This window comes from Pseudomonas sp. B14-6 (genome assembly GCF_013260315.1).
In the GTDB taxonomy this organism is placed as follows: Bacteria; Pseudomonadota; Gammaproteobacteria; order Pseudomonadales; family Pseudomonadaceae; genus Aquipseudomonas; species Aquipseudomonas mandelii.
Window position 1 is genome coordinate 4,864,619 of sequence record NZ_CP053929.1, and the last position, 23,489, is coordinate 4,888,107.

The 23,489-nt window shown below is 58.3% G+C and carries 24 protein-coding genes and 1 tRNA gene; 15 read left to right on the forward strand and 10 right to left on the reverse strand.

Going from position 1 to position 23,489, the window contains the following annotated elements:
* Positions 1–99: 99 nt before the first annotated feature.
* On the reverse strand, positions 100–2,193 hold the full coding sequence (locus HP062_RS22265) for a TonB-dependent siderophore receptor (RefSeq protein ID WP_172792038.1): 2,094 nt from the start codon (positions 2,191–2,193) through the stop codon (positions 100–102).
* A gap of 254 nt (positions 2,194–2,447) precedes the next feature.
* Between HP062_RS22265 and HP062_RS22270 the strand changes: the two genes are divergently transcribed.
* The 6 genes from HP062_RS22270 to HP062_RS22295 all read left to right on the forward strand — a co-directional run bounded on the left by HP062_RS22270 (position 2,448) and on the right by HP062_RS22295 (position 7,032).
* Positions 2,448–3,062, forward strand: coding sequence for a DsbA family protein (locus HP062_RS22270; protein WP_172792039.1), 615 nt, complete (start codon positions 2,448–2,450; stop codon positions 3,060–3,062).
* Between the two features lie 233 nt (positions 3,063–3,295).
* On the forward strand, positions 3,296–4,582 hold the full coding sequence (locus HP062_RS22275; RefSeq protein WP_010464680.1) for an OprD family porin: 1,287 nt from the start codon (positions 3,296–3,298) through the stop codon (positions 4,580–4,582).
* Between the two features lie 231 nt (positions 4,583–4,813).
* Positions 4,814–5,563: a 2OG-Fe dioxygenase family protein gene (locus tag HP062_RS22280; protein ID WP_102593439.1), complete on the forward strand. Its 750-nt coding sequence runs from the start codon at positions 4,814–4,816 to the stop codon at positions 5,561–5,563.
* A 46-nt stretch (positions 5,564–5,609) separates the two neighbouring features.
* Positions 5,610–6,023 carry a GNAT family N-acetyltransferase gene (locus HP062_RS22285; RefSeq protein ID WP_169857613.1) on the forward strand — a complete coding sequence of 138 codons (414 nt, stop codon included), beginning with the start codon at positions 5,610–5,612 and terminating at the stop codon, positions 6,021–6,023.
* The gene (locus HP062_RS22290) at positions 6,020–6,736 is read left to right on the forward strand and encodes an AzlC family ABC transporter permease (RefSeq protein ID WP_010464674.1); all 717 of its coding nucleotides are present in this window, start codon (positions 6,020–6,022) and stop codon (positions 6,734–6,736) included. The genes HP062_RS22285 and HP062_RS22290 overlap by 4 nt, the downstream gene beginning before the upstream one ends.
* On the forward strand, positions 6,715–7,032 hold the full coding sequence (locus HP062_RS22295) for an AzlD domain-containing protein (protein ID WP_010464672.1): 318 nt from the start codon (positions 6,715–6,717) through the stop codon (positions 7,030–7,032). Before HP062_RS22290 ends, HP062_RS22295 begins: the two co-directional genes overlap by 22 nt.
* Here the strand turns inward: HP062_RS22295 and HP062_RS22300 are convergent.
* Positions 6,949–7,875: a LysR family transcriptional regulator gene (locus HP062_RS22300; protein WP_042932449.1), complete on the reverse strand. Its 927-nt coding sequence runs from the start codon at positions 7,873–7,875 to the stop codon at positions 6,949–6,951. The two genes, HP062_RS22295 and HP062_RS22300, sit on opposite strands and share 84 nt — an antisense overlap.
* A 475-nt stretch (positions 7,876–8,350) precedes the next feature.
* Here HP062_RS22300 and HP062_RS22305 point away from each other — a divergent pair, with 475 nt between their 5' ends.
* The 5 genes from HP062_RS22305 (at position 8,351) to HP062_RS22325 (ending at position 14,416) form a co-directional block, all read left to right on the forward strand.
* On the forward strand, positions 8,351–9,364 hold the full coding sequence (locus tag HP062_RS22305; protein ID WP_172792040.1) for a 2-keto-3-deoxygluconate permease: 1,014 nt from the start codon (positions 8,351–8,353) through the stop codon (positions 9,362–9,364).
* Positions 9,361–10,641: a four-carbon acid sugar kinase family protein gene (locus tag HP062_RS22310; protein WP_172792041.1), complete on the forward strand. Its 1,281-nt coding sequence runs from the start codon at positions 9,361–9,363 to the stop codon at positions 10,639–10,641. The genes HP062_RS22305 and HP062_RS22310 overlap by 4 nt, the downstream gene beginning before the upstream one ends.
* A gap of 5 nt (positions 10,642–10,646) precedes the next feature.
* Positions 10,647–11,648 (forward strand): 4-hydroxythreonine-4-phosphate dehydrogenase PdxA, encoded by a 1,002-nt coding sequence (gene pdxA, locus HP062_RS22315; protein WP_172792042.1) that lies wholly within the window; start codon positions 10,647–10,649, stop codon positions 11,646–11,648.
* A 55-nt stretch (positions 11,649–11,703) separates the two neighbouring features.
* Positions 11,704–12,477, forward strand: a complete 774-nt coding sequence (locus HP062_RS22320) for a DeoR/GlpR family DNA-binding transcription regulator (RefSeq protein ID WP_083375261.1) — start codon at positions 11,704–11,706, stop codon at positions 12,475–12,477.
* A gap of 376 nt (positions 12,478–12,853) precedes the next feature.
* Complete coding sequence (locus tag HP062_RS22325) at positions 12,854–14,416, forward strand: Fic family protein (protein WP_172792043.1); 1,563 nt, start codon at positions 12,854–12,856, stop codon at positions 14,414–14,416.
* A gap of 106 nt (positions 14,417–14,522) precedes the next feature.
* Here HP062_RS22325 and HP062_RS22330 read toward each other — a convergent pair whose 3' ends face one another.
* Positions 14,523–14,816: a DUF3077 domain-containing protein gene (locus HP062_RS22330; RefSeq protein ID WP_077747527.1), complete on the reverse strand. Its 294-nt coding sequence runs from the start codon at positions 14,814–14,816 to the stop codon at positions 14,523–14,525.
* Positions 14,817–15,554: 738 nt separating this feature from the next.
* Between HP062_RS22330 and HP062_RS22335 the strand changes: the two genes are divergently transcribed.
* From HP062_RS22335 to HP062_RS22350, 4 genes are all read left to right on the forward strand, one after another.
* Positions 15,555–15,776 (forward strand): 4-oxalocrotonate tautomerase family protein, encoded by a 222-nt coding sequence (locus HP062_RS22335; protein WP_027922199.1) that lies wholly within the window; start codon positions 15,555–15,557, stop codon positions 15,774–15,776.
* Positions 15,773–16,429 (forward strand): DsbA family oxidoreductase, encoded by a 657-nt coding sequence (locus HP062_RS22340; protein WP_010464653.1) that lies wholly within the window; start codon positions 15,773–15,775, stop codon positions 16,427–16,429. The genes HP062_RS22335 and HP062_RS22340 overlap by 4 nt, the downstream gene beginning before the upstream one ends.
* 43 nt (positions 16,430–16,472) lie before the next feature.
* Complete coding sequence (locus tag HP062_RS22345; RefSeq protein ID WP_172792044.1) at positions 16,473–17,183, forward strand: SDR family NAD(P)-dependent oxidoreductase; 711 nt, start codon at positions 16,473–16,475, stop codon at positions 17,181–17,183.
* Between the two features lie 66 nt (positions 17,184–17,249).
* The gene (locus HP062_RS22350) at positions 17,250–18,092 is read left to right on the forward strand and encodes an oxidoreductase (protein WP_172792045.1); all 843 of its coding nucleotides are present in this window, start codon (positions 17,250–17,252) and stop codon (positions 18,090–18,092) included.
* Between the two features lie 152 nt (positions 18,093–18,244).
* Here the strand turns inward: HP062_RS22350 and HP062_RS22355 are convergent, their stop codons facing one another.
* The 7 genes from HP062_RS22355 to HP062_RS22385 form a co-directional block, all read right to left on the reverse strand.
* Positions 18,245–18,451 carry a hypothetical protein gene (locus HP062_RS22355; RefSeq protein ID WP_042932964.1) on the reverse strand — a complete coding sequence of 69 codons (207 nt, stop codon included), beginning with the start codon at positions 18,449–18,451 and terminating at the stop codon, positions 18,245–18,247.
* Positions 18,452–18,750: 299 nt separating this feature from the next.
* Positions 18,751–18,826: transfer RNA gene (locus HP062_RS22360), tRNA-Thr, on the reverse strand.
* 78 nt (positions 18,827–18,904) lie between these two features.
* The gene (locus tag HP062_RS22365; protein WP_172792046.1) at positions 18,905–19,729 is read right to left on the reverse strand and encodes an FkbM family methyltransferase; all 825 of its coding nucleotides are present in this window, start codon (positions 19,727–19,729) and stop codon (positions 18,905–18,907) included.
* Between the two features lie 343 nt (positions 19,730–20,072).
* A complete protein-coding gene (locus tag HP062_RS22370) occupies positions 20,073–21,302 on the reverse strand; it encodes a methyltransferase (protein ID WP_169857523.1) in 1,230 nt (409 codons plus the stop codon).
* Positions 21,283–21,972, reverse strand: a complete 690-nt coding sequence (locus HP062_RS22375; RefSeq protein ID WP_010464640.1) for an ABC transporter permease — start codon at positions 21,970–21,972, stop codon at positions 21,283–21,285. The genes HP062_RS22370 and HP062_RS22375 overlap by 20 nt, the downstream gene beginning before the upstream one ends.
* A complete protein-coding gene (locus tag HP062_RS22380) occupies positions 21,969–22,664 on the reverse strand; it encodes an ABC transporter permease (protein WP_010464638.1) in 696 nt (231 codons plus the stop codon). The genes HP062_RS22375 and HP062_RS22380 overlap by 4 nt, the downstream gene beginning before the upstream one ends.
* A gap of 78 nt (positions 22,665–22,742) precedes the next feature.
* Positions 22,743–23,489, reverse strand: a complete 747-nt coding sequence (locus HP062_RS22385) for an ABC transporter substrate-binding protein (RefSeq protein WP_172792047.1) — start codon at positions 23,487–23,489, stop codon at positions 22,743–22,745.

The following is a 23,489-nucleotide window of genomic DNA, read 5'->3' on the forward strand; positions in this document are numbered from 1 at the left end:
GCGATGGCGGCCTGGCAGTCACATTAACGTTGACTGACCCGCCGCCATCGCGAGCAGGCTCGCTCCTACAGGTGATTGGTGGGAACACATCAGCAGTGTTTAGAAGCTGTAGGTCCCCGTCACCACCAGGCTGCGCGGTTCGCCGGGTTGAATCTGCGCGGCGCTGGTGGCCGACGAGTAATAGGTCTTGTCGCTGATGTTGTTCAGTGCCGCACGCAAGTCCCAATCCTTCTGCCGGAATCCGGCCAGTGCATCCCAACGGCCATAACCCGGCAGCACGACGGTGTTGAGGTTATCGGCGTAACGCTGGCCGACCAGGGTCAACCCGGTTTCCGCATACCAGCCCATTTCCGGTTTCCAGGTCAGGAACAGACTGCCGTTGTGCTTGGCCACGTTGCTGATGCGTTTGCCTTCAAAGCCGTTGTTGTCCTTCTCGACCGTCGCGTCCTGTACGCCCACGCCACCGCGCACGTACCAGTTGCCGGCAATTTTACCGGTGCCGGTCAGCTCGATCCCGCGGGAACGTTGCAAGCCCGAGAGCAAGGTGACGGTCGGGTTGAGTGGATCGCTGGTGCGGCGGTTGTAGAGTTCCAGTTCGTAGATTGCCAGGGTGGTGCTCAGGCGGTCGTCGAGCCAGTCGCTCTTCACGCCGATTTCCTTCTGCTTGGTCAGCTCCGGGCTCAAGTCGTTGCTGTTACCGGCCGCGCCGGGCGTGATGCCGATCAAGCCGCCGCCCACTGGCGAGAACGTCTTGGTCCAGGAGGCATAGAAGGAATGATTCTGCAGCGGCGTCCAGACCAGGCCTACACGCGGGCTTGTGCTGTGGCTGTCTCGGTCTTCGGAAATGTCGCGCAGCTTGTTGGTCGATTCGATGTCGAACGTGTCGTAGCGCAAACCGGCCAGCAGTTGCCATTGATCGTTCAGACGCAATTGATCCTGCACGTACACCGCACGGCTTTCGACTTCGGTGTGGTTGTCGCTGGACACCTGCATGCGGCCGGTATGCCGCAGATCGCGATTCGGGTTGTGCAGGTCCAGCGCCGGCACCGGCGAGCTGCCCGGCCCGGAAGTGGCCGCGTTGTAAAGGGTCGGATCGCGGCGCTGGCTGCCGATCTCGATGCCGGTCAGCAGGCGATGCTCCAGGCCGAAGGTGTCGAAACCTCCCTCCAGTTCGACGTTGTTGTAGACATTGCGGGTGGTCAGGTCTTGCTGCCAATGCTGACGCGTGACCTTGTTGGTGGCCGGGGTGTAACCGGTCAGGTACGTGTTGTCGAAATCGCTGTCGAGCTTGAACACGCCCAGGGTGTGGCGCAGCTGCCAGTTGTCGCTCAGTTCATAGCTGAGTTTGGAGCGCAGGGATTGCGACTTGTCGTCGATGAAATCGTGCTCGCTGCCGTAGGTCGTATCGCGTCCTACGTCTGCCGGGCGCCCGTTTACGCCAGGAATACCGCGATCCGGCGTGCGGTTGTAACGGCTGTATTCGTATTGCACCAACCAGTTCAGGTCCGGCGTCAATTGCCAGCTCATGGACGGCGCGAACAGTTGGCGGTTGCCGCTGACACCCTCGCGAAAGCTGTTCTGATCCATGTTGCCCATGTTCAGGCGCAGGCTGATGTTCTCGGACGGATCGGTGCTGAGGTCGGCATAAAGGCTGCGTAAATCATCGCTGCCGCCCTGGGCTTCGATGGTCGAACGGCGGCCGAACTCGGGCAGTTTGCTGACCCGGTTGACGATTCCGCCCTGGCTGCCACGCCCGTATAACACGGCGGCCGGCCCTTTGAGGACTTCGATACGCTCGATGTTGTGCAAGTCGCGCACGTATTGGCTGTCGTCACGAATGCCATCGAGGTAGAAGTCGTTGCTCGCATCGAAACCGCGGATGCGCAGGCTGTCGAAACGGGTGTCGGCACCGCTGTTGACGTTGGGGATGCCGCTCAATGCAGTGCCCAGATCATTGGTGCCGTAATCCGAGACGTTCGAGGTTTTAATCGAGTCGATGGCTTGTGGCACGTAGCGCACCGGGGTCGCAGTCCGGGTGGCGGTGCTGGTTTCCTTTACTCGCGGATCGTCGGCCTCCGCTTCGGCACTGATCGAGGTTTCGGGTAAAACGGTGGTCGCGGCGCAGGTGAATCCGGCAGACAGAAAAGCAGAAAACCCAAGGGTGACGGGCATAAGGCGGAAGGGGGCAGGCATCTGAAGCGCATCCGAAAGGGTAGAAGAATTCGAGGGCGCAAATGGTAATGCTTGCTATTTACTTCTGTTAATTATTCTTGAAAAGCTTCGTTGTTCGATTGTTTCAAGTTGTGTCGAGATTGCTACAGAGATTCGTCGAGGCTATTCGACCGATTCATGAAACAGACTGAACGCCATTCCAGCGTTTTTCCGCAACGGTCCGAGGATTAGTCTGCCGGCACTGAGTTTCCCTGATTGATTGCCGGAGTCTTTCCATGATCCTTCACTACATCTACGACCCTTTGTGCGGCTGGTGCTACGGCGCCAAACCGCTGGTGCACGCCGCTCAAGGCGTGTTGCCGGTGATCGCCCACGGTGGCGGCATGATGAGCGGTGCCAACCGCAAAGCCGTTTCGCCACAATTGCGCAACTATGTGATGCCCCACGACCGCCGAATCGCCGAGTACACCGGCCAGCCATTTGGCGAAGCGTATTTCGAAGGTTTGCTACGCGACGACACGGCGGTGTTCGATTCCACCCCGCCAATCGCTGCGGTGCTGGCCGCCGAACACATCGCCGGCCGTGGGCTTGAGTTGCTGGGGCGTTTGCAAACCGCCCATTACGTGGAAGGGAGGCGGATTGCCGATGAGGCGGTGTTATTTGAGCTGGCAAAAGAGATTGGTCTTGAGCCTGATGCCTTTGCGTCAGCCTTCACAAGCACCGACTCGGATCGCCACATCAAGGACAGCCGCGCATTGCTGGCCCGTGTCGGTGGTCAAGGTTTTCCGACCTTGTCGTTGGAGCAAAATGGTCATTTCACGGTGGTCGATATCAGCCCTTGGCTTGGTAAGCCGGAAGCGTTCGCGTCTTGGCTTGCCCAGTCCGCTTAGATGTTTTTCGCCTATGGATAGACGATTCATCAAATTGACACAGCCTTCTGGGCGCGGCTACGATCGCGCCCAACGCCTGTGGCTAACCGCCATGACTCATAAAATAATAAAAAGGCCCGCCACGATTTCTTCGTGGGCGGGCCTTTTTGTTTTGGGGTGAAAAAAGAGTGCGATAGCGCCGTTTCAGCCGTTCGACACAGCGCGTATCAACCGGTAATAAGGAAAAAAACAAAATGTTGAATAAGCGAATCAGCTTGATCGCTCTGGGGATGTTGAGCGCTACACAGGCCATGGCTAACGACCAGGCCGAATCCAAGGGGTTTGTTGAAGACAGCAGCCTCAAAGTGCTGCTGCGCAACGCCTACATCAATCGTGATTACAAAGACGGTCGTGCGGACAAAGCCGAATGGGGCCAAGCGGCCATCGGCACGTTCTCGTCCGGCTTCACCCAAGGCACCGTCGGTGTCGGTGTGGATGCTTTCGGTCTGTACGCACTGCGTCTGGATGGCGGCAAGGGTCGCACCGGCGCACAAGGCATCGACTTCTTTAAAAAGGGCGACAGCGGCAACGCGGCTGACGACCTGTCCAAAGGCGGTGCAGCAGTCAAATTCCGTGTCTCCAGCACCACGCTGACCTACGGCGACCAGATGCCGGCCCTGCCGGTGCTGAGCTACGACAACTCGCGCCTGCTGCCGGAAAGCTACACCGGCACCTTGATCACCTCCAAGGAGATCAAAGGCCTGGAGCTGAACGCCGGTCGCTTCACCGCCGAATCGCGCAAAAGCGCTGAAGGCCGTGACAGTGGCGGTCTGAAGTCGATCAACGTATTGGGCGGTAGCTACCAGTTCACCGAACAATTCAAGGCGGCGCTGTACGCATCCGACGTTGAAGACGTGTTGAAGAAGCAATACGTGAACGCCAACTACGTGTTCCCGATCGACAAGGATCAGTCCCTGACCCTGGACTTCAACGGCTATCGCACCAAGCTGGATGATTCCTACGTCCGCGAAAGCGGCGCCACCGGCGACGACAACAAAATCTGGAGCCTGGCGGCGACCTTCGCCACCGGCCCGCACTCGTTCACCCTCGCGCACCAGCGCAGCACCGGCGACAGCAACCTGGGCTATGCCTACGGCGGTTACCAGAAGGACCAAGGTCGTGTCGGCGACGGCGGCAACACCATCTACCTGGCGAACTCCTACTGGTCTGACTTCAACGCCGAAGACGAGCGCAGCTGGCAGTTGGGCTACGGCCTGGACTTCACCGCATTCGGCGTTCCTGGCCTGAGCTACAACTTCGCCTACGTGCGCGGTGACAACATCACCACGTCCACCAGCGAAGGCGGCACCGAGCGTGAAATCTTCAACCAGTTCAAGTACGTCGTGCAAAGCGGCCCGGCCAAAGACCTGAGCGTGAAACTGCGCAGCTCGATCCTGCGTGTCTCGCAGAAATCCAGCGAGTACAACGTCAGCGGTAACGAAGTGCGTGTGTTCGTGGATTACCCGATCAACATCTTCTGATGATCGACTGAGTGTTCAACACTCACTAAAGAACCCCGACTGGCTCGGGGTTTTTTTCGCCTGAGATCCGTTGAAAAACGCATAAAAAGGCCATTTTCGATCGTAAAAAGTCAAACTAATGCAACGTCATGCTCCGTTTCAAGCAGCGCTTGATATGCCTCAAATTCTTTCTCATGGACGTAAATCCTGTGCTCTCTAGATTAGGCAGCTAAATGCACGGAGATTTTTAAAATGATCGTTTTGAACAAAGAAGTGGGCGAGTTTCTACGGCGTGACAAATATGCGAACGTCCGGGGTGCTGACTTCAATCTTTTCGGTCATTTCAACGATTTCGTCAGATTGACCAATAGCTGGGAAAACATGGAGCCGGACAGTTACTACGGACAGTCCGAGGCGGGCATGCGCTACCGTCGCTACAGCGATTTCGAGTACAACCCGGTCACGCGCGATCTGAAGCAGCTGGAACACCGCGCCTACGTTCAGTCCAAGGCGAACAACAGTTATGTTGGCGGGATGGTTCGGCACTTCCAGGACTTCTCTGATGAAATCATCAGTTCGCCGGTGATGCGCAGCCTGATCGACACCGACTTCGAAGTGTACAAAAACGTTTTGCCACCTGAGTTGCACGACGAAATCTGGCAGTGCCAGATTCATCAGATCCGCATCGAGATCAAGCCTGGCAAACAACTGGAAATCACCCCGGAAGGTATTCACTGCGACGGTTATCCGTTCAGCGGCGTGCACTTCTGGGGACGCAATAACGTTGAAGGGGCAGAGAGCCGTTTGTACGACACGGAAAACCAGGAGCACCTGGCCTCGACGACGTATCAGGAAATCCTCGACACCACCTACTTTCTCGATCGCGACATGCGTCACTACGTGACACCGGCACGCAATACCCATTCTCACGACATGGCGTACCGGCAGATTCTGGCGATCTCTTTCTCGCGGCCCGGGACCGCTTTCGACATTGTTCGCTGAACAGTACAACACCGTGACCAGCCTCGCCGAGTGCCCCGCACCGGTGATGCTGCGGCGCACCACGGCCAAGGATGCACAGCGCCTGGAACGCTTCTTTCGGCAATTCGAAGAAGTGTCTTTCTGTGAATGGCAGGACGCCAAATGCCTGCGCAGTGTGCTGGTGCAGAAGACCACCACCGCGTTTATCGCACTGGACGTCAGCGGCGAAATAGTCGGCGCGGTGTTGGGCGGAATGCTCGGCAGTCGCGGCACGATCAACCACCTCGCCGTGAGCCCGGATTACCGCAGCCAAGGCGTCGGTCAACGCCTGGTTGAAGCAGCGTCGTCAGACATGAAGCGCGTGGGCGTGCTGCGGATGTTCCTGTTTGTCGACGATGCTAACCTTGCCGGCCAGCGCTTCTGGAGTGCCCAGGGTTTTTGCGAGCCGCGCGGCGAAAGAACATTTGAGAGGGACCTATGAATGAGACGTCCAGCAGCCAGCCGCTGATGGTCGAGCCGCACGCTTCGCGCACCTTCGCCGAAGCCAGCCCGGTGGTTGCGGGTTACTTCACGGTGTCGTTTGTGTTCGGTTTGATGGCGGTGAATGCCGGGTTGCCTGTGTGGCTGCCGGTCGCCATGTGCCTGTTCGTGTATGCCGGCGCTTCGCAGTTCGCGGCCCTCGCGCTGATTTCCAGCGGTGCGTCGCTGACCACCATCATCCTCACCACGTTTCTGATCAACGCGCGGCACATGCTGATGTCGGTCTACATGGCCAAGGCGTTGCAGGCAATGGGCCTCAGCCGAATGGAGCGCTGGTGTTACGCGGGTGGGCTGACCGATGAGTCGTTCGCTTTTCACAGCGTCAAACTGGGCAAAGGCTCGCCCGTCAACGTGCGTTACCTGATCGGTTTCAATCTGTATTGCCACACCTCTTGGGTGCTCGGCGGTTTGCTGGGGGCGATTTGCGCGCAGTATGCGGCGCACTTGATCCAGTATCAGCTCGACTACGCGTTGACCGCGATGATGCTCTACGTGCTGGTGTCACTGTGCAACACGCGTAACAAACTCATCGCCGCACTGGCCGCCGTCGCCTGCATGGGCGTGCTGAGCCTGGTCGGCAGCTCGCCCTTCAACGTATTCATCGCCACATTTGTGGGCTGCGGGGTGGGCGTATGCCTGACCAAACGTTCCTGATTCTGGTCGTTGTGCTGATGATGGCCGTGACCTTCCTGCCGCGCGCATTGCCGCTGCAAGTGAACACTGACCATTGGCCGCCCTTCGTCGCCCGGGCGCTGGAATACCTGCCGGTGGCGATCGTCGCTGCAATCAGCCTCACGCCGTTGTTGATCAAGGATCAGCACGTGCAGCTCGATCGCCCGGAATTTTATGCCGCGATTCCGACGTTGTTATGTGCGTATTTCAGCAAAAACCTCTTTCTCTCCGTTGCGGTGGGAACGGCTGCGTACATTGCGCTCGGCTCGTTCATGTAGCGGGAGGTCGACCACATCGTGCAAAGCCTGGCCCGACAACTCAGGATTATTGATCGCCAGCCGCACTTCAAGGGCATCCTCGAAGCCGGGGAAAATCGTCAGGCCATTGCGCTGGGCTGCATCCCGCGAAACCATGCCAAGGCCGTCCATCTGGGTGATCAACGACAGCGTCAGGGTTTCGCTGCACGAATAGACCATCCGCTTGCCCGACTCGTAATTGCCCAGACCCGCGTCGAGAAAGCGCAAGAAGCTGTGGGAATACGGACAATCGTCTGCCGGACGCACCTGAAACTTGTTGCCGAGCAGCACCAGCGGATCATGTTCCTGACCGCAATGCGCACCGACCACCTGCACCTGGACCTCGGGCAGGATAATGCTGGGCAATCCCGGCTTCTGCGGACCAATCAGCACCGCCAGGTCAAAGTCTTCGTTCTTCAGCTTGCTGAGGTTTTCCATCGACTCGGCGTAGCTGAATTCCAGCTGATAGTCGGGAAACACCTCAATCAGGCGTCCGATCATTCGCCGATTGAAGTCAGCCGACAGCGTCGTGTTCAGCGCTACCTTGAGCGTGCGCTGCCCAGGCACCTTCAACGCGGCGACTTTTTCTTCCAGTTGCCGCGTGGCAACCAACACCTTGTCCATGTAAGGCGTGAGTTCCGTGCCCTGCGTGGTCAGGGTCAACCCCTTGTTGGAGCGACGAAACAACCGAAAACCGAACTGTTCTTCGACCTTGTTCAACTGCGCGGCCAACGCCTGCACGGTTAAACAGGAATGCTCTGCCGCCGCCGACAAAGAGCCGGTCTGAACAATGCGCATGAGGTTGCGTAGGGTTCTGCTATCCATTGGGTAATGCCCTCTAAAGTGGGCTGGCTATTGTTGAGTACCTGGCCGCCGGTTGGGCGATACGTGCTGGCTATAATCCTGCACCTGAACACGCTTGTCCCGAGTTTAGTAGCGAATTGATGCTGCGTCCGATGGTTGGAGGCTTACATAGAGTCGAGGTTTTTTGGGAATGTTGGGTGATCAGGGTCAAAAAAATGCTCAGGCCGGGAGGTTTGGGCATTTTTTTTGGGGTGTGTGAATGCGCGACCTTGCCGCTTTTCTGTATATGGGGGCGGCTACTGAGGTGGCTGGCAAAGGTATTTTTGAAAAAACAGGTTTCCTCCATAAATGATCAAAACGATCATTTGAATGATTGATTTGCGCAATTAAGATCGAAAGCCTAAGATTATTTTGACTGACTCAATCACCAAATGATCGAATCAGTCAGTTTCGAGGTGAAGTACGTCTTACCAAACAATTATAAAAGGAGACCCTCGTGGCCCAAATTCCTATCAAGCGCACCATTGAACGCATCCCTGGCGGCATGATGATTGTCCCGCTGCTGATTGGCTCACTGGTGGCTACATTCCTTCCTGACACACCGAAGTTTTTCGGCTCTTTCACCAATGCGCTGTTCACCGGGGCGTTACCCATCCTCGCGGTGTTCTACGTCTGCATGGGCGCGAGCATCAATATCAAGGCCACACCTTATCTGCTGAAGAAGGGCGGCACGCTGCTTATCACGAAAGTCGGCATCGCCGTGCTTATCGGCATTGTGCTCGGGCATTTTCTCGGCGAGCAGCCAATCTCGTCTGGCCTCTTCGCCGGCATTTCAACGCTGGCGGTCGTCGCCGCGATGAACGACACCAATGGCGGCTTGTACATGGCGCTGATGGGGCAATACGGTCGATCCGAAGACGTCGGCGCCTATTCGGTCATGTCCCTGGAGTCCGGGCCTTTTCTGACGATGGTCACCTTGGGCATCGCCGGCCTGTCGGCTTTCCCTTGGCCGACGCTGGTGGGCAGCATCCTGCCACTGGCCCTCGGTATGTTGCTGGGAAACCTCGACCGTGACATGCGCGACTTTCTGGCCAAGGCCGTCCCGGTGATGATCCCGTTTTTTGCCCTTGCACTCGGCGCCAGCCTGGACTTGCATAACGTCTGGCAGGCCGGTTTGCTGGGTCTCGGCATGGGCGTTGCGGTGGTTGTGCTGACCGGCATTCCGCTGTTCTTCGCCGATCGTTTGACCGGTGGCACGGGCGTCGCGGGTGTTGCCGCAGCCACCACCGCCGGGAATGCCGCCGCCGTCCCTGCACTGATTGCGGCAGCCAACCCGGTGTACGCCGAAGCGGCCAAGAGCGCGACCATACTGGTAGCCGCCTGCGTCGTGGTCACCGCGATCCTCGCGCCGTTACTCACCGCCGCCGTCGCCAAACGCGTGCAGCAGCGCAGTCCTGTCGTCATACCTGAACCGGGGATCGAACCTCAAAAGCAGGAGGCTTTGCGATGAGGATTCTGATCATCGCTGACGATCTGTCCGGCGCGGCAGATTGCGCCATCGGCTTTGCCGGCGTGGGGATGCAAACGGTCGTCACCCTCGACCCCCTGAATGACGAGGCTGACGCTCAGGTGATTGCCGCTGATACGGACACTCGGCGCCTCCCACCCGCACGGGCTGCCGAGCGCACGGTCGCGGCATTCAAAGCACTGCACAAACCCGGGCAGCGGCTGTACAAAAAAATCGATTCGACGCTGCGCGGCAACTGGGCGGCTGAGGTTGCCGCCCTGCAACCGTTGGCCGGCCTGGCCATCGTCGCCCCGGCGTTCCCGGCCACCGGGCGCACGTTGCGCGGCGGTCGCGTGTTCGTCAACGGCCAGCCGCTGGAAACCACCGACACCTGGAAACTGGAAAACGCCGACCGTCCGGCCGATGTCGAGGCGATGCTGATTGCCGCAGGCCTGAGCACTGCGAAGCTCGATCTCGACACCTTGCGCGGCAACGAAAAAGCGCTCGAGCGGCACATTGCTGAAATTGCCGGCAATGGCACGCAGGCGCTGATCGTCGATGCGCAGACCGAAGACGACCTGCTGACCCTCGCTCGCTTGACCGCGTCGATGGATCAGCCGCTGTTCTGGATCGGTTCGGGTGGTCTGGCACGGGAAATCGCCAGTCTTCCTGATTTATCCGAAGCAAGGTTCACGACTATCGAACCTGCGACCCTCGAAAAAAGCCAGGCGCCGATTCTGATCCTCGTCGGCAGCCTCTCCGGCGTCTGCGAGCGACAATGCGAGCGGCTCAAAGAGCGTGGCGGCGTCAGCGAACTGGTTATACCGCCTGAAGTCCTTCGTCAGGGCTCAACCCACGGCGATTGGTCGCTCTGGCAATCGCGCATTGGCGAGCAACTGGACGGCTGGAGTGACCTGCTGCTGCGCATCGGCCGCGATGAAGCGTTCGATCCCCAAGAGGGCGCGCAACTCTCGACCATGCTCGCCGTGCTGGTCGAACCGCACTTCGCCAAGGTCGGCGGCCTGATCGCCACCGGCGGCGAAACCGCTCGGGCCATATTGACCACCGTCGGCATCGACAGCCTGCAACTGCTGACCGAAATCGAAGCCGGCGTCGCCTTCGCCCGCCCGACCGTTTCCCGCCAGGGCCATCGTCCCGGCATCGTTACCAAGGCCGGCGCGTTCGGTACCGACAACGCCTTATATGCGGCATGGCAACACCTGAGCGACAGCGCCGATCGCTCCCCGCCCCAACGCACACGAATCCAAGGACTCGAATGAACACTATGAGCAATTACCTCCCCATCATCGGCATCACCATGGGCGACGCCACGGGTGTCGGCCCGGAAATCATCGTCAAGAGCCTGACTCACGACATCGTCTACCAACAATGCCGGCCGCTGGTGATCGGCGATGCCCGTCGCCTCGAAAAGGCCAACGTCATCGTCGGCGGCAGCGCCAAAGTGCGCCGCATCGAAGACGCCTCCCAAGCCTTGTACGAAGCCGGCACCATTGACTGCATCGACCTTAACCTGATCCCCGACGACCTGCCGTTCGGCGAGTTGTCGCCCATCGCCGGTGACGCTGCTTATCAATACATCGCCCGCGCCGTGCAACTCGCCGAGGCCAGCCAGATCGACGCGATCTGCACCGCTCCGCTGAACAAGGAAGCGCTGCACGCCGGCGGCCACAAATACCCCGGCCACACAGAAATGCTCGCGCACCTGACCAACGTCGACGAAGTGTCGATGATGCTGGTGGCGCCGCAGTTGCGGGTGATTCACGTCACGACCCACATCGGCATCATCGACGCGATCCGCAAGATCGAGCCGGGCCTGGTCCAGCGCACCATCGAGCGCGGCAACGCGACACTGATCAAGGCCGGCATTGCTCGCCCGCGAATTGGTGTTTGCGGGATCAACCCCCATGCCGGTGAAAACGGACTGTTCGGTTATGGCGAAGAAGAGGAAAAAATCATCCCTGCGGTGAAGCTGCTGCAAGAACGCGGCCTCGACGTCACCGGCCCGCTGCCTGCTGACACCCTGTTCTTCCGCGCCGGTCGCGGTGACTTCGACCTGGTGGTGGCGATGTATCACGACCAAGGCCACGGCCCGGTCAAAGTGCTCGGCCTGGAAGCCGGCGTGAACGTCACCGTCGGCCTGGACGTGATCCGTACCTCGGTCGACCACGGCACCGCGTTCGACATCGCCGGTAAAGGCATCGCCGATGAACGCAGCCTGCTCGAAGCACTGCGCCAGGGCGCCGAGCTTGCCACGCGACGGGGATGAGGCGCAGGGGCTCGGTCGTGTAAGATCGACCACCGTCCCCACAACGAGACCCGCCATGAAAGCCTCCGAACGCCACCGCGCCATCCTCGATCTCGTACGCATTGGCGACGCCAACGTCGAGCAATTGAGCGCGGCACTTGGAGTCTCGGAAGCCACGGTACGGCGCGACCTGACCATGCTCGCCAAACAGCGGCACCTGGTACGGACCTATGGCGGCGCGACTGCGGTGGTCGGCGTTCATGAGCCGGAAGCCTCGCTCGAAGAACGCAAAACATCCCAGTGGGAACAGAAAGACGCCATCGCCCAGGCTGCGGCGGCTCACGTCCAGGATGGCGATACCGTGTTGCTTGATGGCGGCACCACGTGTGCTGCGCTGGCCCATCATCTTTGCTCGCGACAAGACGTGCATGTGGTCACCAACAACCTGCTCGCCGTGATGACTTTGGCCAATGCGCCGGGGGTGCGGTTGACGTTGATCGGTGGCGATCTGCGCGGTTCGAGCATGAGCACGCTGGGGCCGTTGGCGGAACTGACGTTGAGTCGGTTGAGTGTGGACAAGGCTTTTCTTGGTGCGGATGGCGTGGTTGCGGAGTTTGGTTTGTGTGAGGCGAGTGCGCAGCAGGCTTATTTGAAGGAATGCATCATCAAACGGGCGGCGCAGATTGTTGTCCTCGCGGACACTGACAAGTTGGGGCGCGCCCGACAGCAGCACTGGACGCCGATTGAGCGGGAGTGGCGGTTGATTACCGGCTCCACCGCGGATGAAGCAGCGCTTGCGCCGTTTTATGCGCTGAAGCAGATCACTGTGCAAACCGTGATCGTCGCTTGATTGCATCCCTACTGAAATGACCAAAACCAAAAAAATGCCTCGACCGATTCGGGGCTTTTTTTTGGATGAAAAGGCAACGACGTTTCGGGTTTCAGCGTGTGAGGGGTTCAGTGAAATTGTCCGGTTTCGAAACGGTTTTGTGCAAAAAGCCAGATTTATGATCGTTTTTGAGCAAGTAAAATCGTTTTTATGCGTTTGAGGTCAGTTCGACGGTGCACCAATTCCATTGGTAGAGCTCAATTTGAAGTGCTCTAAATGTTCGTTTTTATGCATTAGTCCCAAAAAATAATCATTTTTATGCAGCAAAACCTGATTTTGATCGTTAATCTCCATTTATGGCGGTTTGATTTGGCCGAGGATTTAAAAGGAGTGTGACGTGAGCGAGTTTCCCGTAGACCCCATCGGTGCGGCTTGGCTAGCGACGACATTCGACGTGCGGCCGATGGCACGGCTACCCGTGTTAAGTCAGGTCGGTAGCCGACGGTCAACTCAGGTCGAAGACGGTTTTCGTCTTGAGACCTATACGGAAAACATGCGCCCCGATCCGGACTTTTCATCCCATCTGCAATTTCACCTGCGGCATGAAGTCCCGAACCTTGAGTTCTTGAGCCGGCTGCTTACCAAGGTGGGAGCCGCACCGTTACAAGACTGGTTAAATGTTGAGCCCACTGGCCAATATGCACGCCGGGCAGCGTTCCTGTTTGAGTGGCTCACCGGCGGGCAACTGCAAGCGCCCGAGCCTATAGGCGGTAAGTATGTCGACGCCATTAACGCCGATCTGATGGTGGCAGCGTCACCCGAAGCTGCGGTGAAAGTGCCGCGTTGGCGGGTGAATGACAACCTGCCAGGCACGCGCTATTTCTGCCCAGTCGTCGTCAAGACAGCAGCAGTCCAGTCAGCAGCGGACCTCGATGTGCCTCACCTCTTCGGTCAACTGACTGCAGAGTTTGGCGAAGCGCTTCTGCTGCGCGCCGCCGCATGGATGACACTGCGGGAAAGCAAAGCCAGCTTCGCCATTGAAGGGGAGGCGGATCGTTCTACGCGTATCCAGCGTTTCGCAGATGTATTGGCGCGACGAACCGGTAAGGGCGAACTGCCGCTCACCGATGCTGCACTGGCTGAGATGCAAGAAGAAATCCTTGGCGCAGTGACCACACTGACACGTATGGGGATTCGGCAATCTCCGGTGTTTGTTGGCGAAACTGTCCGTTATCAGGAGATTGTCCATTACGTCGCTCCCCCGGAAGGCGATCTGGAGCGGATGTTGGAAGGCATCCGCGTCTTTCTGAATCGTACTCAAGGGCAATCCCCGGTCATGCGCAGCGCGGTAGCAGCGTTCGCGTTCGTCTATATCCATCCGCTGGCCGACGGCAACGGCCGGGTCCATCGCTTTCTGATCAACGATATTCTGCGTCGTGATGGGGCCATTCCAGACCCGGTGATTCTTCCGATTTCAGCTGTTATCACCGACGACTCTGCTGAGCGGCGTCTATATGACAGCGTGCTGGATCAGGTTTCAAAACCGCTCATGCAGGGCATACGAGACCAGGTAGCATTCGCCAATACGCGTACGCAATACCCTGATGGCGTGGTCTCGAATATTGAATTCACAGGCCAGGATCAGGCCCGCCCGGTGTGGCGCTATCCGAACCTGGGGCCACACGTTGTTTTCATGTCTAACGTCATTCGCCGCACCATCACGGAACAGATGCGTGAAGAGTCGCGGTATTTGCGCAGCCACATAAGGGCCAGACAGGCAATCAAGGAAGTCGTTGAGATGCCTGATCACCAGGCTGATCGGCTCTTGCGATCCATAGAGCAAAACGAAGGGAAGCTGAGCAACGTGTTGGCAAAGGAAATGCCTGTGCTGGCAAGGCCGGATATTTGGGCCGCGATTATCGAAGCGGTGGCTCAGTCGGTTCGGGGGAGGAGCCGATAGACAGTAGCGTGAGTGATCGATATCACTCGAATCAGCCAGCGGGTCGATGACCGACTTACGCAAAAAGCCCCGATTGATTCGGGGCTTTTTCATGCGTGCGATTTGTTTATGGCGCGACGTTACTGGCTCGGTTGTTACATGGCGCGTCCAACACCTTCACCACATCATCAATGATCGCCTTGCTCATATCCTGCAAATAATGCGATGCCCAGGCGTGCCGGTCGGTGTCGCGAACCATGGCCGCGTCTGACGCGAGCAGTTTGGCGACGTGGAGCAGGTCGGAGGCGTGGGAGAGGGCTGCAATGACCGGGACGCCGGCGTTGATGCGGAAGAGCGGTTCGTTGGCGTGGTAGGAGAAAGGGGTGAGGCCGATGGTTTTAAGGTCTTTAGGGTTGGTCATTGGGCACCTCCGGTTTTTGGGCGGTGGTGGGTGGTGACCAGTGAAGCGGGAACGCAAATTTTGGACGGATCGATAGCGGGCATTAGCAAAAACTCCTGAATCAAAGTTTGAGCTACCACGTTCGTTATCAGGCGAATGGGTGGCAGCTGTGCGCGGGCTGATAAACCGGAGATACAGGAACCCGGCAGACCCGAAGGTCTCCCACGCACAGCCGCCATTACACGGAAATGCAGGCACAAAAAAACGCCAACAATCGTGATTATGGGCGCTTGTGCGCCTGTATCTTACTCGGGTTATCAGGCCCGGTCGCTGAATTGGCAGCGACGGGTTGAAGGTAGCTTGAGGGGGGCGGATGCGCAATCGTGGCTAGGTGGTGGCGTGGGGTGAGAGTTTCAGTGCTTCACCGGCCCTGAGGTTTGGGAATCCGTGAGTGAGCCGCGCCCCGACTGATGCGCGCCTCATTCTCTTCGATGCTCGGCTTTTGGGAGCCATCAGTGACTATCGACAGCTCCACTTCCCCAGCCATTTTTTGGCGATATCTAAATGTTGCTGTAAATGGAAGTTGGCCGATCAATCATTTTTGATGCAAACAGTTTTAGTGGCTCCCAGCGAGGAAATCATTACACCAAGTAACTAATGATGTTCCCGCCCCCACCTTTATCCCCTCCAGCGAACTCCCTACATTGAACTCCAACGCCGACCCATTCATTCCGAAGGGAAGGTCACTGGAGATTCCTCATGCCTTTCGTAAGCGTACGCATCACCCGCGATGGCGTTACCTCTGAGCAGAAAGCTCAGGTGATCGCCGAAATCACTGAAACCCTGGAGCGCGTCCTGAAGAAGGATCCGCACCTGACCCACATCGTGATCGAAGAGGTCGACACCGATAACTGGGGCTACGCCGGCATCACCACCACAAAGTATCGAAAGCAACTGGCTGAGGCGGAGGGCAAGTCATGACCGCGTCCGTCTCCATCGATTTCATCTCCGACGTGGTGTGCCCGTGGTGTGCATTGGGTGCGACGGCGCTGGAGCAAGCAATCGAGAACGTGGCCGGTGAGATTTCGGTGGAGCTGACCTACAAGCCTTTCGAACTGAACCCGGACATGCCGGCAGTCGGCGAAAAAGCGGTCGAGCATTTGATGCGCAAATATGGACGCACCGCCGCAGACGTCGCCGCTGGCAAAGCGATGCAGATCGAACGTGGCGCGGCCCTGGGGTTCAAGTTCGATCTGGACAAGCGCACTCACTTCTACAACACGTTTGATGCGCATCGGCTGCTGTTGTGGGCGTTGCAGGAAGGGCGGCAGGTCGCACTCAAGAAAATCCTGCTCCGCGCTTACTTCACCGACGGCCAGAACCCGAGCGATCGCGAGACGCTGGTGAGTCTGGCTGCTGAAGCGGGACTGGATGCGGCGGCGGCTCAAGAGGTGCTGGCGTCCGGCGCATTTGCCAAAGAAGTGCGTGAGCTTGAAGCGTTTTACCGCCAGCACGGCATCAACTCGGTCCCGGCCATGGTGCTGAACGGTCGCCATCTGGTGTCCGGTTCGCAGTCGGTCGAGTACTACGAACAAATGTTGAGACAAATGGCCAAGGCCCCCGCCGAAGCCTGATTACTGACTTATTCAAACCATTCTTAATTAGTAGAGGTTCATCATGAGCAATTCGAAAAAAGTCATCGTTATCACTGGCGCATCCCAAGGCCTCGGCGCCGGTATGGTCAAAGCCTTCCGCGACCTGGATTACAAAGTTGTCGCCACTTCGCGTTCGATCAAACCGTCCAGCGATCCGGACATCCTCACCGTGGCGGGCGACATCGGCGACCCGGCTGTTGCGCAGCAAGTGATTCGTGAAGCCATCGCACGTTTTGGCCGCATCGATACCCTGGTCAACAACGCCGGCATCTTCATCGCCAAACCGTTCACCGCGTACACCGCCGAAGACTACGCCAACGTGCTGTCGGTGAACCTGAACGGCTTCTTCTACATCACCCAACTCGCGATCAACGAGATGGAAAAGCAAGGCAACGGCCACGTCGTCAACATCACCACCAGCCTGACAGATCACGCAATTGACGGCGTGCCGTCGGTACTGGCCTCGCTGACTAAGGGTGGTTTGAACTCTGCGACCAAGTCCCTGGCGATTGAGTACGCCAAGCGCGGGATTCGGGTGAATGCGGTTTCCCCTGGCATCATCAAGACCCCGATGCACGGTGAAGAAACCCATGCAGCGCTGGGCAGTCTGCACCCGGTCGGCCACATGGGCGAAATCAACGACATCGCTCAGGCGGTTGTGTATCTGGACAACGCCAACTTCGTCACTGGCGAAATCCTGCACGTCGATGGCGGTCAGAGCGCCGGTCACTAAGACCTCGTTGACTTGTCCACAGCGCCGTCGATCACTATCGACGGCGTTTTTATTGGAGAACGCAGCATGAACACCCACGCTCACAAGGTTTTCCTGATCACCGGCGTCAGTTCAGGTTTCGGCCTGGCCTTTTCGCAAGCAGCGCTGGCGGCGGGGCACACGGTGGTTGGCACGGTGCGGCGCGAATCCGAGCGCGCCGCGTTCGAAGCGCTGGACGCCCATCGCGCTAAAGCGTTCGTGCTCGACGTCACCGATTTCCCAGCCGTCGAACCACTGGTGGCTGACATCCTGCGCGAGGTGGGGCAGATCGACGTACTGGTCAACAACGCCGGCTATGGGCACGAAGGCATTCTCGAGGAATCGCCACTGACTGAAATGCAGCGCCAGTTCGACGTCAACGTGTTTGGCGCGGTGGCAATGATCAAAGCAGTCCTGCCCGGCATGCGTGAACGGCGCAGCGGGCATATCGTCAACATCACCTCCATGGCCGGCTTCATCACCTTGCCGGGCATCGCTTACTACAGCGGCAGCAAATTCGCCCTTGAAGGCGTCAGCGAAGCGCTGGCCAAAGAAGTCGAAAGCCTGGGCATCCACGTGACCGCCATGGCACCTGGCTCATTTCGCACCGAATGGGCGGGGCGCTCGATGATCCGATCCGGCCGCACCTTGAGTGACTACGACGCGGTGTTCGATCCAGTGCGCAAGGCGCGGGAAGAGAAGAGTGGTCAGCAGGCTGGTGATCCGCACAAAGCTGCCCAGGCGTTACTGACACTGGTCTCTGCTGAAAAGCCGCCGGTTCATCTGTTGCTGGGTAAGGATGCGGTGAGGTTGGTGCGTGAAAAGATTGCGCGGTTGCAGGGGGAGATTGATGCTTGGGAGCATCTTTCGGTTTCTACGGAGTTTGAGTGATTGATGGCCGGTGTATAAAAACCCAGAACCCAGAAACAACAAAGCCCTCGTATTTCTACGAGGGCTTTGTTTTGTGGTGTTGGCAATAGATCTGAAAATCATTTGGGCGCCCGCCTCCTCTCGTAGGAGGCGAGTGATTCCATTCGCTACAGTCAGAAAAGCGCCACATCTTCGTCGTCGGGGACTTCGTCCGTAACAATCACTCGTGCGTGTGCGCTGTGCTCGTCCTCCATGCGCAACCCGAAGTAGCGGGTATCGTTGGCGTCCCAAAATGCCTCTATCTGCGCCATGGGTGCATGTTCAAGCAGCACCTCGGCGCTGTGCTCCAAGATGATCGAGTAACGTCGTTCGGTGTTCATTACAAAGAGGCTCGCAACGGCGGAGTGAAGTGGCAGGTTGTGCATAAGCACTGCTGTCATTATGCCGCCTCACTGATTTTCGACCGTAACCGCTCATCGTTTCGGTGAGATATGTAGATGCGCGGTACCAGAATTGGCTGCGTCGATTCCGCACCTTTGATGAATGTAACCACCCTTCAGCGAGCGGGGCGCAAAAAGGGGCGAACACGGAACGGGGAGCCATCAGAGGAAACCCAGGAGCGTAAGACCCATAAACGAAAAAGGCCCACCTTTCGGTGAGCCTTTTTCGATACTGCGTATGGTGCCGGCACCAGGAGTCGAACCCGGGACCTACTGATTACAAGTCAGTTGCTCTACCAACTGAGCTATACCGGCGTGTTAGGGCGACGATTATAGCGATTGGATTGGTTCTGTAAACCCCTGAATTCAGACTATTTTTGCGCAGGTGTCAGGTCAGGCGCGAAGCAGGGTTTTCTTGAGTTTCTGAAGGGCTTTCCAGGTGCGGCTGTTTTGCATCGCGCGCAGCTGTGCTTCGGCCTGTTCGGCGCGTTGCAGGGCGGCGGCGAGTTTGTGTTCGGCGTCGCTGACGGGGTGGCTGAAGTTGTGGCCTTTGCAGAACTGGAACTCGTCCAGGTTGCACGGCGGGATGTCGAAGGCGGGTTTGAGGTTCAGGTGTTCGTTGGCCAGGTAGTAGGTGTTGATGCCGTCGAACAGGATGGACTGATAGCCGGCGTCGGTGACGAGGGTTTCCCAGGTCTGGTCGCGGTCCCATGGGGTTTCGATGAGGATGACCCACGGCCGCCATTGGCTGAAGTCCATGCCGCGCAGGACGGTTTCTTCGTGGCCTTCGACGTCGATTTTCAGAAAGTGGATCTCGCGGCCCTGGGCGTGTTCTTCGCAGATGGAGGTCAGGGTGCGGGATTGGACGGTTTGGCTGCGCACGTCCATGCCGGCGTCTTTGTGCATTTGCGCCATGGTCGGGTCGAGGGTGGAGAGGCCGGTACCGGCGATGCCATAGAAAGTCAGGTCGTTGGCGCTTTCACCTGCCACGCATTGCAGGTTGGTGTCTTTGGCGCGTTCCTGGCACAGCGCTTCGTAATAATTGGGCATCGGTTCAACGTTGATGCCGGTCCAGCCACGGTCATAGAAAGCTTTGGTCACGGAGTCGTGGGTGGGGTGATTGGCGCCGACGTCGATGTAGAAGCCATCTTCAACGGTTTTGAGGGCGCGCCACAGGCGTATGTCTTCGAAATTCTGTGCGTAAGAAATGAACGTCACTGTGGCTTCCTGTCTGTCAGAGATTTCTTGTTCGCGGGCGCACTTTGGCGCTCTTGCCTGCCTGTATAACAAGGGTGGCCGTGACGTGCAATTTTCCGCCGAGCGCGACCGGGTTTCGGCGGTTATGTCCTTTTCGTCGGACGCTTATGCACAACGGCCGCACTCAGGAGTGGCGCTCATGACTTTTTTGTGGACCCATTCTCATTTGTGCGCAAATGCCTGTTTTTCTCGGTTTTTTATCATGTGTACGAAAATTGAACAGTAGCGTTTCACCCCTGAAACAGGCGGTTATATTGGATCCATGATAATTCCATCAACAGAGTTATCCACAGGCTGTGGCTTTTTACGGACGTTCTGCCAGGAGCAGGAAATTGCGCGGCGTGAGCGGGGTTTTGCAGAAGGTGCCGAGGCGAACGGTGTAGCCCTGATCGGCCAGAAAAAGTGCCCGATCGAGCACCAGCCAAAGCTCCAGCGGGCGTCGGAAAAGGCCACGCAGCAATTCCAGATTGCGCACTTCGGCAAGTCGCTGCCAGCCAGCGGCTTCGAGTGCTGACCAATCTTGCGGGCCGGTTGTGGATAACTCTTTCAACGCGGCCAAATGATGGCAGTAGTCGGCGAAGGATTTATCCAGCCAGGCGCTCGGTAGGGAGGGAGTTGGCAGGTACTCGTCAACGCCACGCAGTTGTCTTTGCAGCAAGTCGAAGCCGAGGCGCCGGGCCATGGAAGTGTCGCGCTGACGTCTGACGCGAGCCCCGGCGGTGACGGTTTCGCTCATCGGCAACGAGAGATCGTCGAGGGAGAGTTGTAGGTCGGATCGCAAACCGGCCGGGGAAAGCGGTTGGTACGCAGTAAGGCTGATTCGGTTATAGCAGCAGGGCGCGATCGCCAACTGTTTGCAGCCTGCGGCGCTGGCCAATTGAATGAGCCGCACGTGCAGATCACCACAAGCATGCAGCGCAACGGGCGTGTGATCGGCATTCAACATCGCAATGGTATCCGCCGCGAGCACATCCTGTTCGACATGCAGCGCATGCAGGTGATGGCGTTGACTGAGCGCCTGGCCGCTGGAAATCAGCGCAGGGTCGTATTCCAGGCAGGTCAGTTGTTGGCCGTGTTGCAGCAACCGTCGACCCAAATGGCCCTTGCCTGAACACCAGTCCAGCCAATGCCTGGGCGGCGAGGTAAACGACAAACGACTGGCGAACGCTTCAATCTGCTGCCACTTACGGCCCGGCACATCGACATTCAATCGATGCCCGGCCGCTTCCAATGCATGCGCCGGCAACTCGCCCACCGAATCCAGCTCAAGGGACAGCGCCGCCAACGCAGCAAATGGCTGCGGCGCATCCAGCAAACCGGGTTGGTTATGGCTGCTTTCCGCATCCTCCAGCGACCGGCCGCGTAGCCACGTTGCCAATTCCGGGTAGGACGCTTCCCAAGGAAGTTGCAGATGAGTAAACGGACGAGGTTTCCACAACGCCTGATGCTTTATCAGAAAAGCATCCAGCGCCGTGAAACGGGCGAGCAGGGCCTCGCCCGTCAGCACAGGAGAATCAGCGCCCTTGGCAGGCATCGACGCGCAGCCAGCGCTCCAGCAGCTTGAAGCCACGCACCAGCACGTAAGCCATCAGCAGATAGAACATGCCTGCTGCGAAGAAGATCTCTACCGGCAGGTAGGTCCGGGCAATGATGGTGCGGGCCATGCCGGTCAGTTCCAGCAGGGTCACGGTGCTGGCCAGTGCGCTGGCCTTGAGCATCAGGATCACTTCGTTGCTGTAGGCCGGCAGGCCGATGCGCGCGGCACGGGGCAGGATGATGTAGAACAGCGCTTTCGGTCGGGACATGCCCAGCGCCCGCGCGGCCTCGATCTCGCCCGGCGGGATCGCCTGAATTGCACCACGCAGGATTTCGGCGATGTAGGCCGCCGTGTGCAGGGTCATGGTCGCCGTGGCACACCAGAACGGATCGCGCAGGTACGGCCACATCGAGCTGTTACGGACCGCATCGAATTGCGCCAGGCCGTAATAGACCAGGAACAGCTGAACCAGCAACGGCGTGCCCCGGAAAAAGAAGATGTAGGCGTAGGGAAATGCCCGCACGTACCAGAGCCGCGATGAGCGCGCGATACCCAGCGGAATGGCCAGCAGCAAACCCGCAATGACGGCGATGGCCACCAGTTCCAGAGTCAGTGTGGCGCCCTGGGCCAGCTTCGGCAGCCACTTGATGATGACTTCCCAGTTCATTGGGTGCTCCTCGCGAAGCCGCGAGCGGCGCGTTTTTCCATGAAGTACATGCCCGTCATGGCCAGAATGGTCAGGCCCAGGTACATGAACGCGGCCACCATATAGAAGGTGAACGGCTGTTTGGACACGGTCACGCCGATTTGCGCGTGACGCATGATTTCTTCCAGGCCGATCACCGACACCAGTGCCGTGTCCTTCATCAGGATCATGAACAGGTTGCCCAGGCCGGGCAGGGCGATGCGCCACATCTGCGGCATGATCAACCGGGTGAAGATGCGAAACTTCGACAGGCCCAACGCCACGCCGGCCTCACGGTGACCTTTGGGAATCGCCAGGATTGCCCCGCGAAACACTTCCGTGGCGTAGGCGCCGAAGCACAGCCCCAGCGCAATCACGCCAGCGGCGAAGGCATTGAGTTCGAGGTCGGGATTGCCGAAAAACTCGCCCAGAGCACGCATCAGGTTGACCGTGCCGAAGTAGATCAGCAGCACCCACAGTAATTCCGGGATGCCGCGAACCAGTGTCGAATAAGTGCCGCCAAGCCATTGCAACGGCTTGTACGGGGAAGTCTTGGCCAAGGCGCCGAGCAGACCGAGCACCAGCCCCAGGCACAGGGCCGAGAGTGCCAGTTTCACAGTCATCAGCGCGCCAGCGGCGAGTGCCGGGCCGAATCCGTAGAGATCGATAGTCATGGATTTCTTTTCAATGTGCAGCAGGCAATGCCAAGGGCTGGCGCCGTCAAAGAACGGCGCCGGCCAGGCAAGTCAGAATCAATAGATGCTGAACGGGAAGTACTTGTCGTTGATCTTCTTGTAAGTGCCGTCTTCGACGATTTCTTTCAGGGCAAGGTTCAGCTTCGCGCGCAGGGTGTCGCCTTTACGTACAGCGATACCAATCTTGTCGCTTTCTTCCACCGGGTCGCCCTTGAATTCATACGAACGACCGGCGTCGCTTTTCAGCCATTCGTAGTTGACGTATTTGTCGGCCAGGATGCCGTCCAGGCGCCCGGAGGTCAGGTCCAGGTAGGCGTTTTCCTGGGTGTCGTAGAGTTTGACTTCAACGTCGGGCATGTTGTCTTCCATCCAGGTGCCGGCGAGAGTCGCACGTTGTGCGCCGATCACTTTGCCTTTCAGGGAATCCTTGTCGGTTTTGAACTCTTTGTCTTTCGGCGCGATGAACTGCAGTTTGTTCGAGTAGTACGGCTCGGTGAAGTCGACCGCTTGCTTGCGCTCGTCGGTGATCGACATCGAGGAGATCAGGAAGTCGAACTTCTTGGCGTTCAGGGCCGGGATGATGCCGTCCCAGTCGGACGTGACCACGGTGCAATCGACTTTCATCTTGGCGCACAGGGCGTCGCCGATTTCCTTGTCGAAGCCGACGACATTGCCACTGGCATCTTTATTGTTGAACGGCGGGTAGGCCGCTTCGATGCCCATCTTCAGGGTTTCAGCCATGGCACCGGCGCTGAACGCCAGGGTGACGGCGGCAGCCAGGAAGACTTTTTTGAAGTTCTGCAT

Bases quoted from the DNA above. Each gene is read 5' to 3' on its own strand.
- HP062_RS22300 (WP_042932449.1), bottom strand. From the start codon at position 7,875: ATGGATAGCAGAACCCTACGCAACCTCATGCGCATTGTTCAGACCGGC.
- HP062_RS22385 (WP_172792047.1), bottom strand. From the start codon at position 23,489: ATGCAGAACTTCAAAAAAGTCTTCCTGGCTGCCGCCGTCACCCTGGCG.
- HP062_RS22270 (WP_172792039.1), top strand. From the start codon at position 2,448: ATGATCCTTCACTACATCTACGACCCTTTGTGCGGCTGGTGCTACGGC.
- HP062_RS22265 (WP_172792038.1), bottom strand. From the start codon at position 2,193: ATGCCTGCCCCCTTCCGCCTTATGCCCGTCACCCTTGGGTTTTCTGCT.
- HP062_RS22335 (WP_027922199.1), top strand. From the start codon at position 15,555: ATGCCTTTCGTAAGCGTACGCATCACCCGCGATGGCGTTACCTCTGAG.
- HP062_RS22285 (WP_169857613.1), top strand. From the start codon at position 5,610: ATGCTGCGGCGCACCACGGCCAAGGATGCACAGCGCCTGGAACGCTTC.
- HP062_RS22280 (WP_102593439.1), top strand. From the start codon at position 4,814: ATGATCGTTTTGAACAAAGAAGTGGGCGAGTTTCTACGGCGTGACAAA.
- HP062_RS22370 (WP_169857523.1), bottom strand. From the start codon at position 21,302: ATGCCTGCCAAGGGCGCTGATTCTCCTGTGCTGACGGGCGAGGCCCTG.
- HP062_RS22320 (WP_083375261.1), top strand. From the start codon at position 11,704: ATGAAAGCCTCCGAACGCCACCGCGCCATCCTCGATCTCGTACGCATT.
- HP062_RS22350 (WP_172792045.1), top strand. From the start codon at position 17,250: ATGAACACCCACGCTCACAAGGTTTTCCTGATCACCGGCGTCAGTTCA.
- pdxA (WP_172792042.1), top strand. From the start codon at position 10,647: ATGAGCAATTACCTCCCCATCATCGGCATCACCATGGGCGACGCCACG.
- HP062_RS22290 (WP_010464674.1), top strand. From the start codon at position 6,020: ATGAATGAGACGTCCAGCAGCCAGCCGCTGATGGTCGAGCCGCACGCT.
- HP062_RS22330 (WP_077747527.1), bottom strand. From the start codon at position 14,816: ATGACCAACCCTAAAGACCTTAAAACCATCGGCCTCACCCCTTTCTCC.
- HP062_RS22275 (WP_010464680.1), top strand. From the start codon at position 3,296: ATGTTGAATAAGCGAATCAGCTTGATCGCTCTGGGGATGTTGAGCGCT.
- HP062_RS22380 (WP_010464638.1), bottom strand. From the start codon at position 22,664: ATGACTATCGATCTCTACGGATTCGGCCCGGCACTCGCCGCTGGCGCG.
- HP062_RS22355 (WP_042932964.1), bottom strand. From the start codon at position 18,451: ATGAACACCGAACGACGTTACTCGATCATCTTGGAGCACAGCGCCGAG.
- HP062_RS22375 (WP_010464640.1), bottom strand. From the start codon at position 21,972: ATGAACTGGGAAGTCATCATCAAGTGGCTGCCGAAGCTGGCCCAGGGC.
- HP062_RS22295 (WP_010464672.1), top strand. From the start codon at position 6,715: ATGCCTGACCAAACGTTCCTGATTCTGGTCGTTGTGCTGATGATGGCC.
- HP062_RS22310 (WP_172792041.1), top strand. From the start codon at position 9,361: ATGAGGATTCTGATCATCGCTGACGATCTGTCCGGCGCGGCAGATTGC.
- HP062_RS22345 (WP_172792044.1), top strand. From the start codon at position 16,473: ATGAGCAATTCGAAAAAAGTCATCGTTATCACTGGCGCATCCCAAGGC.
- HP062_RS22340 (WP_010464653.1), top strand. From the start codon at position 15,773: ATGACCGCGTCCGTCTCCATCGATTTCATCTCCGACGTGGTGTGCCCG.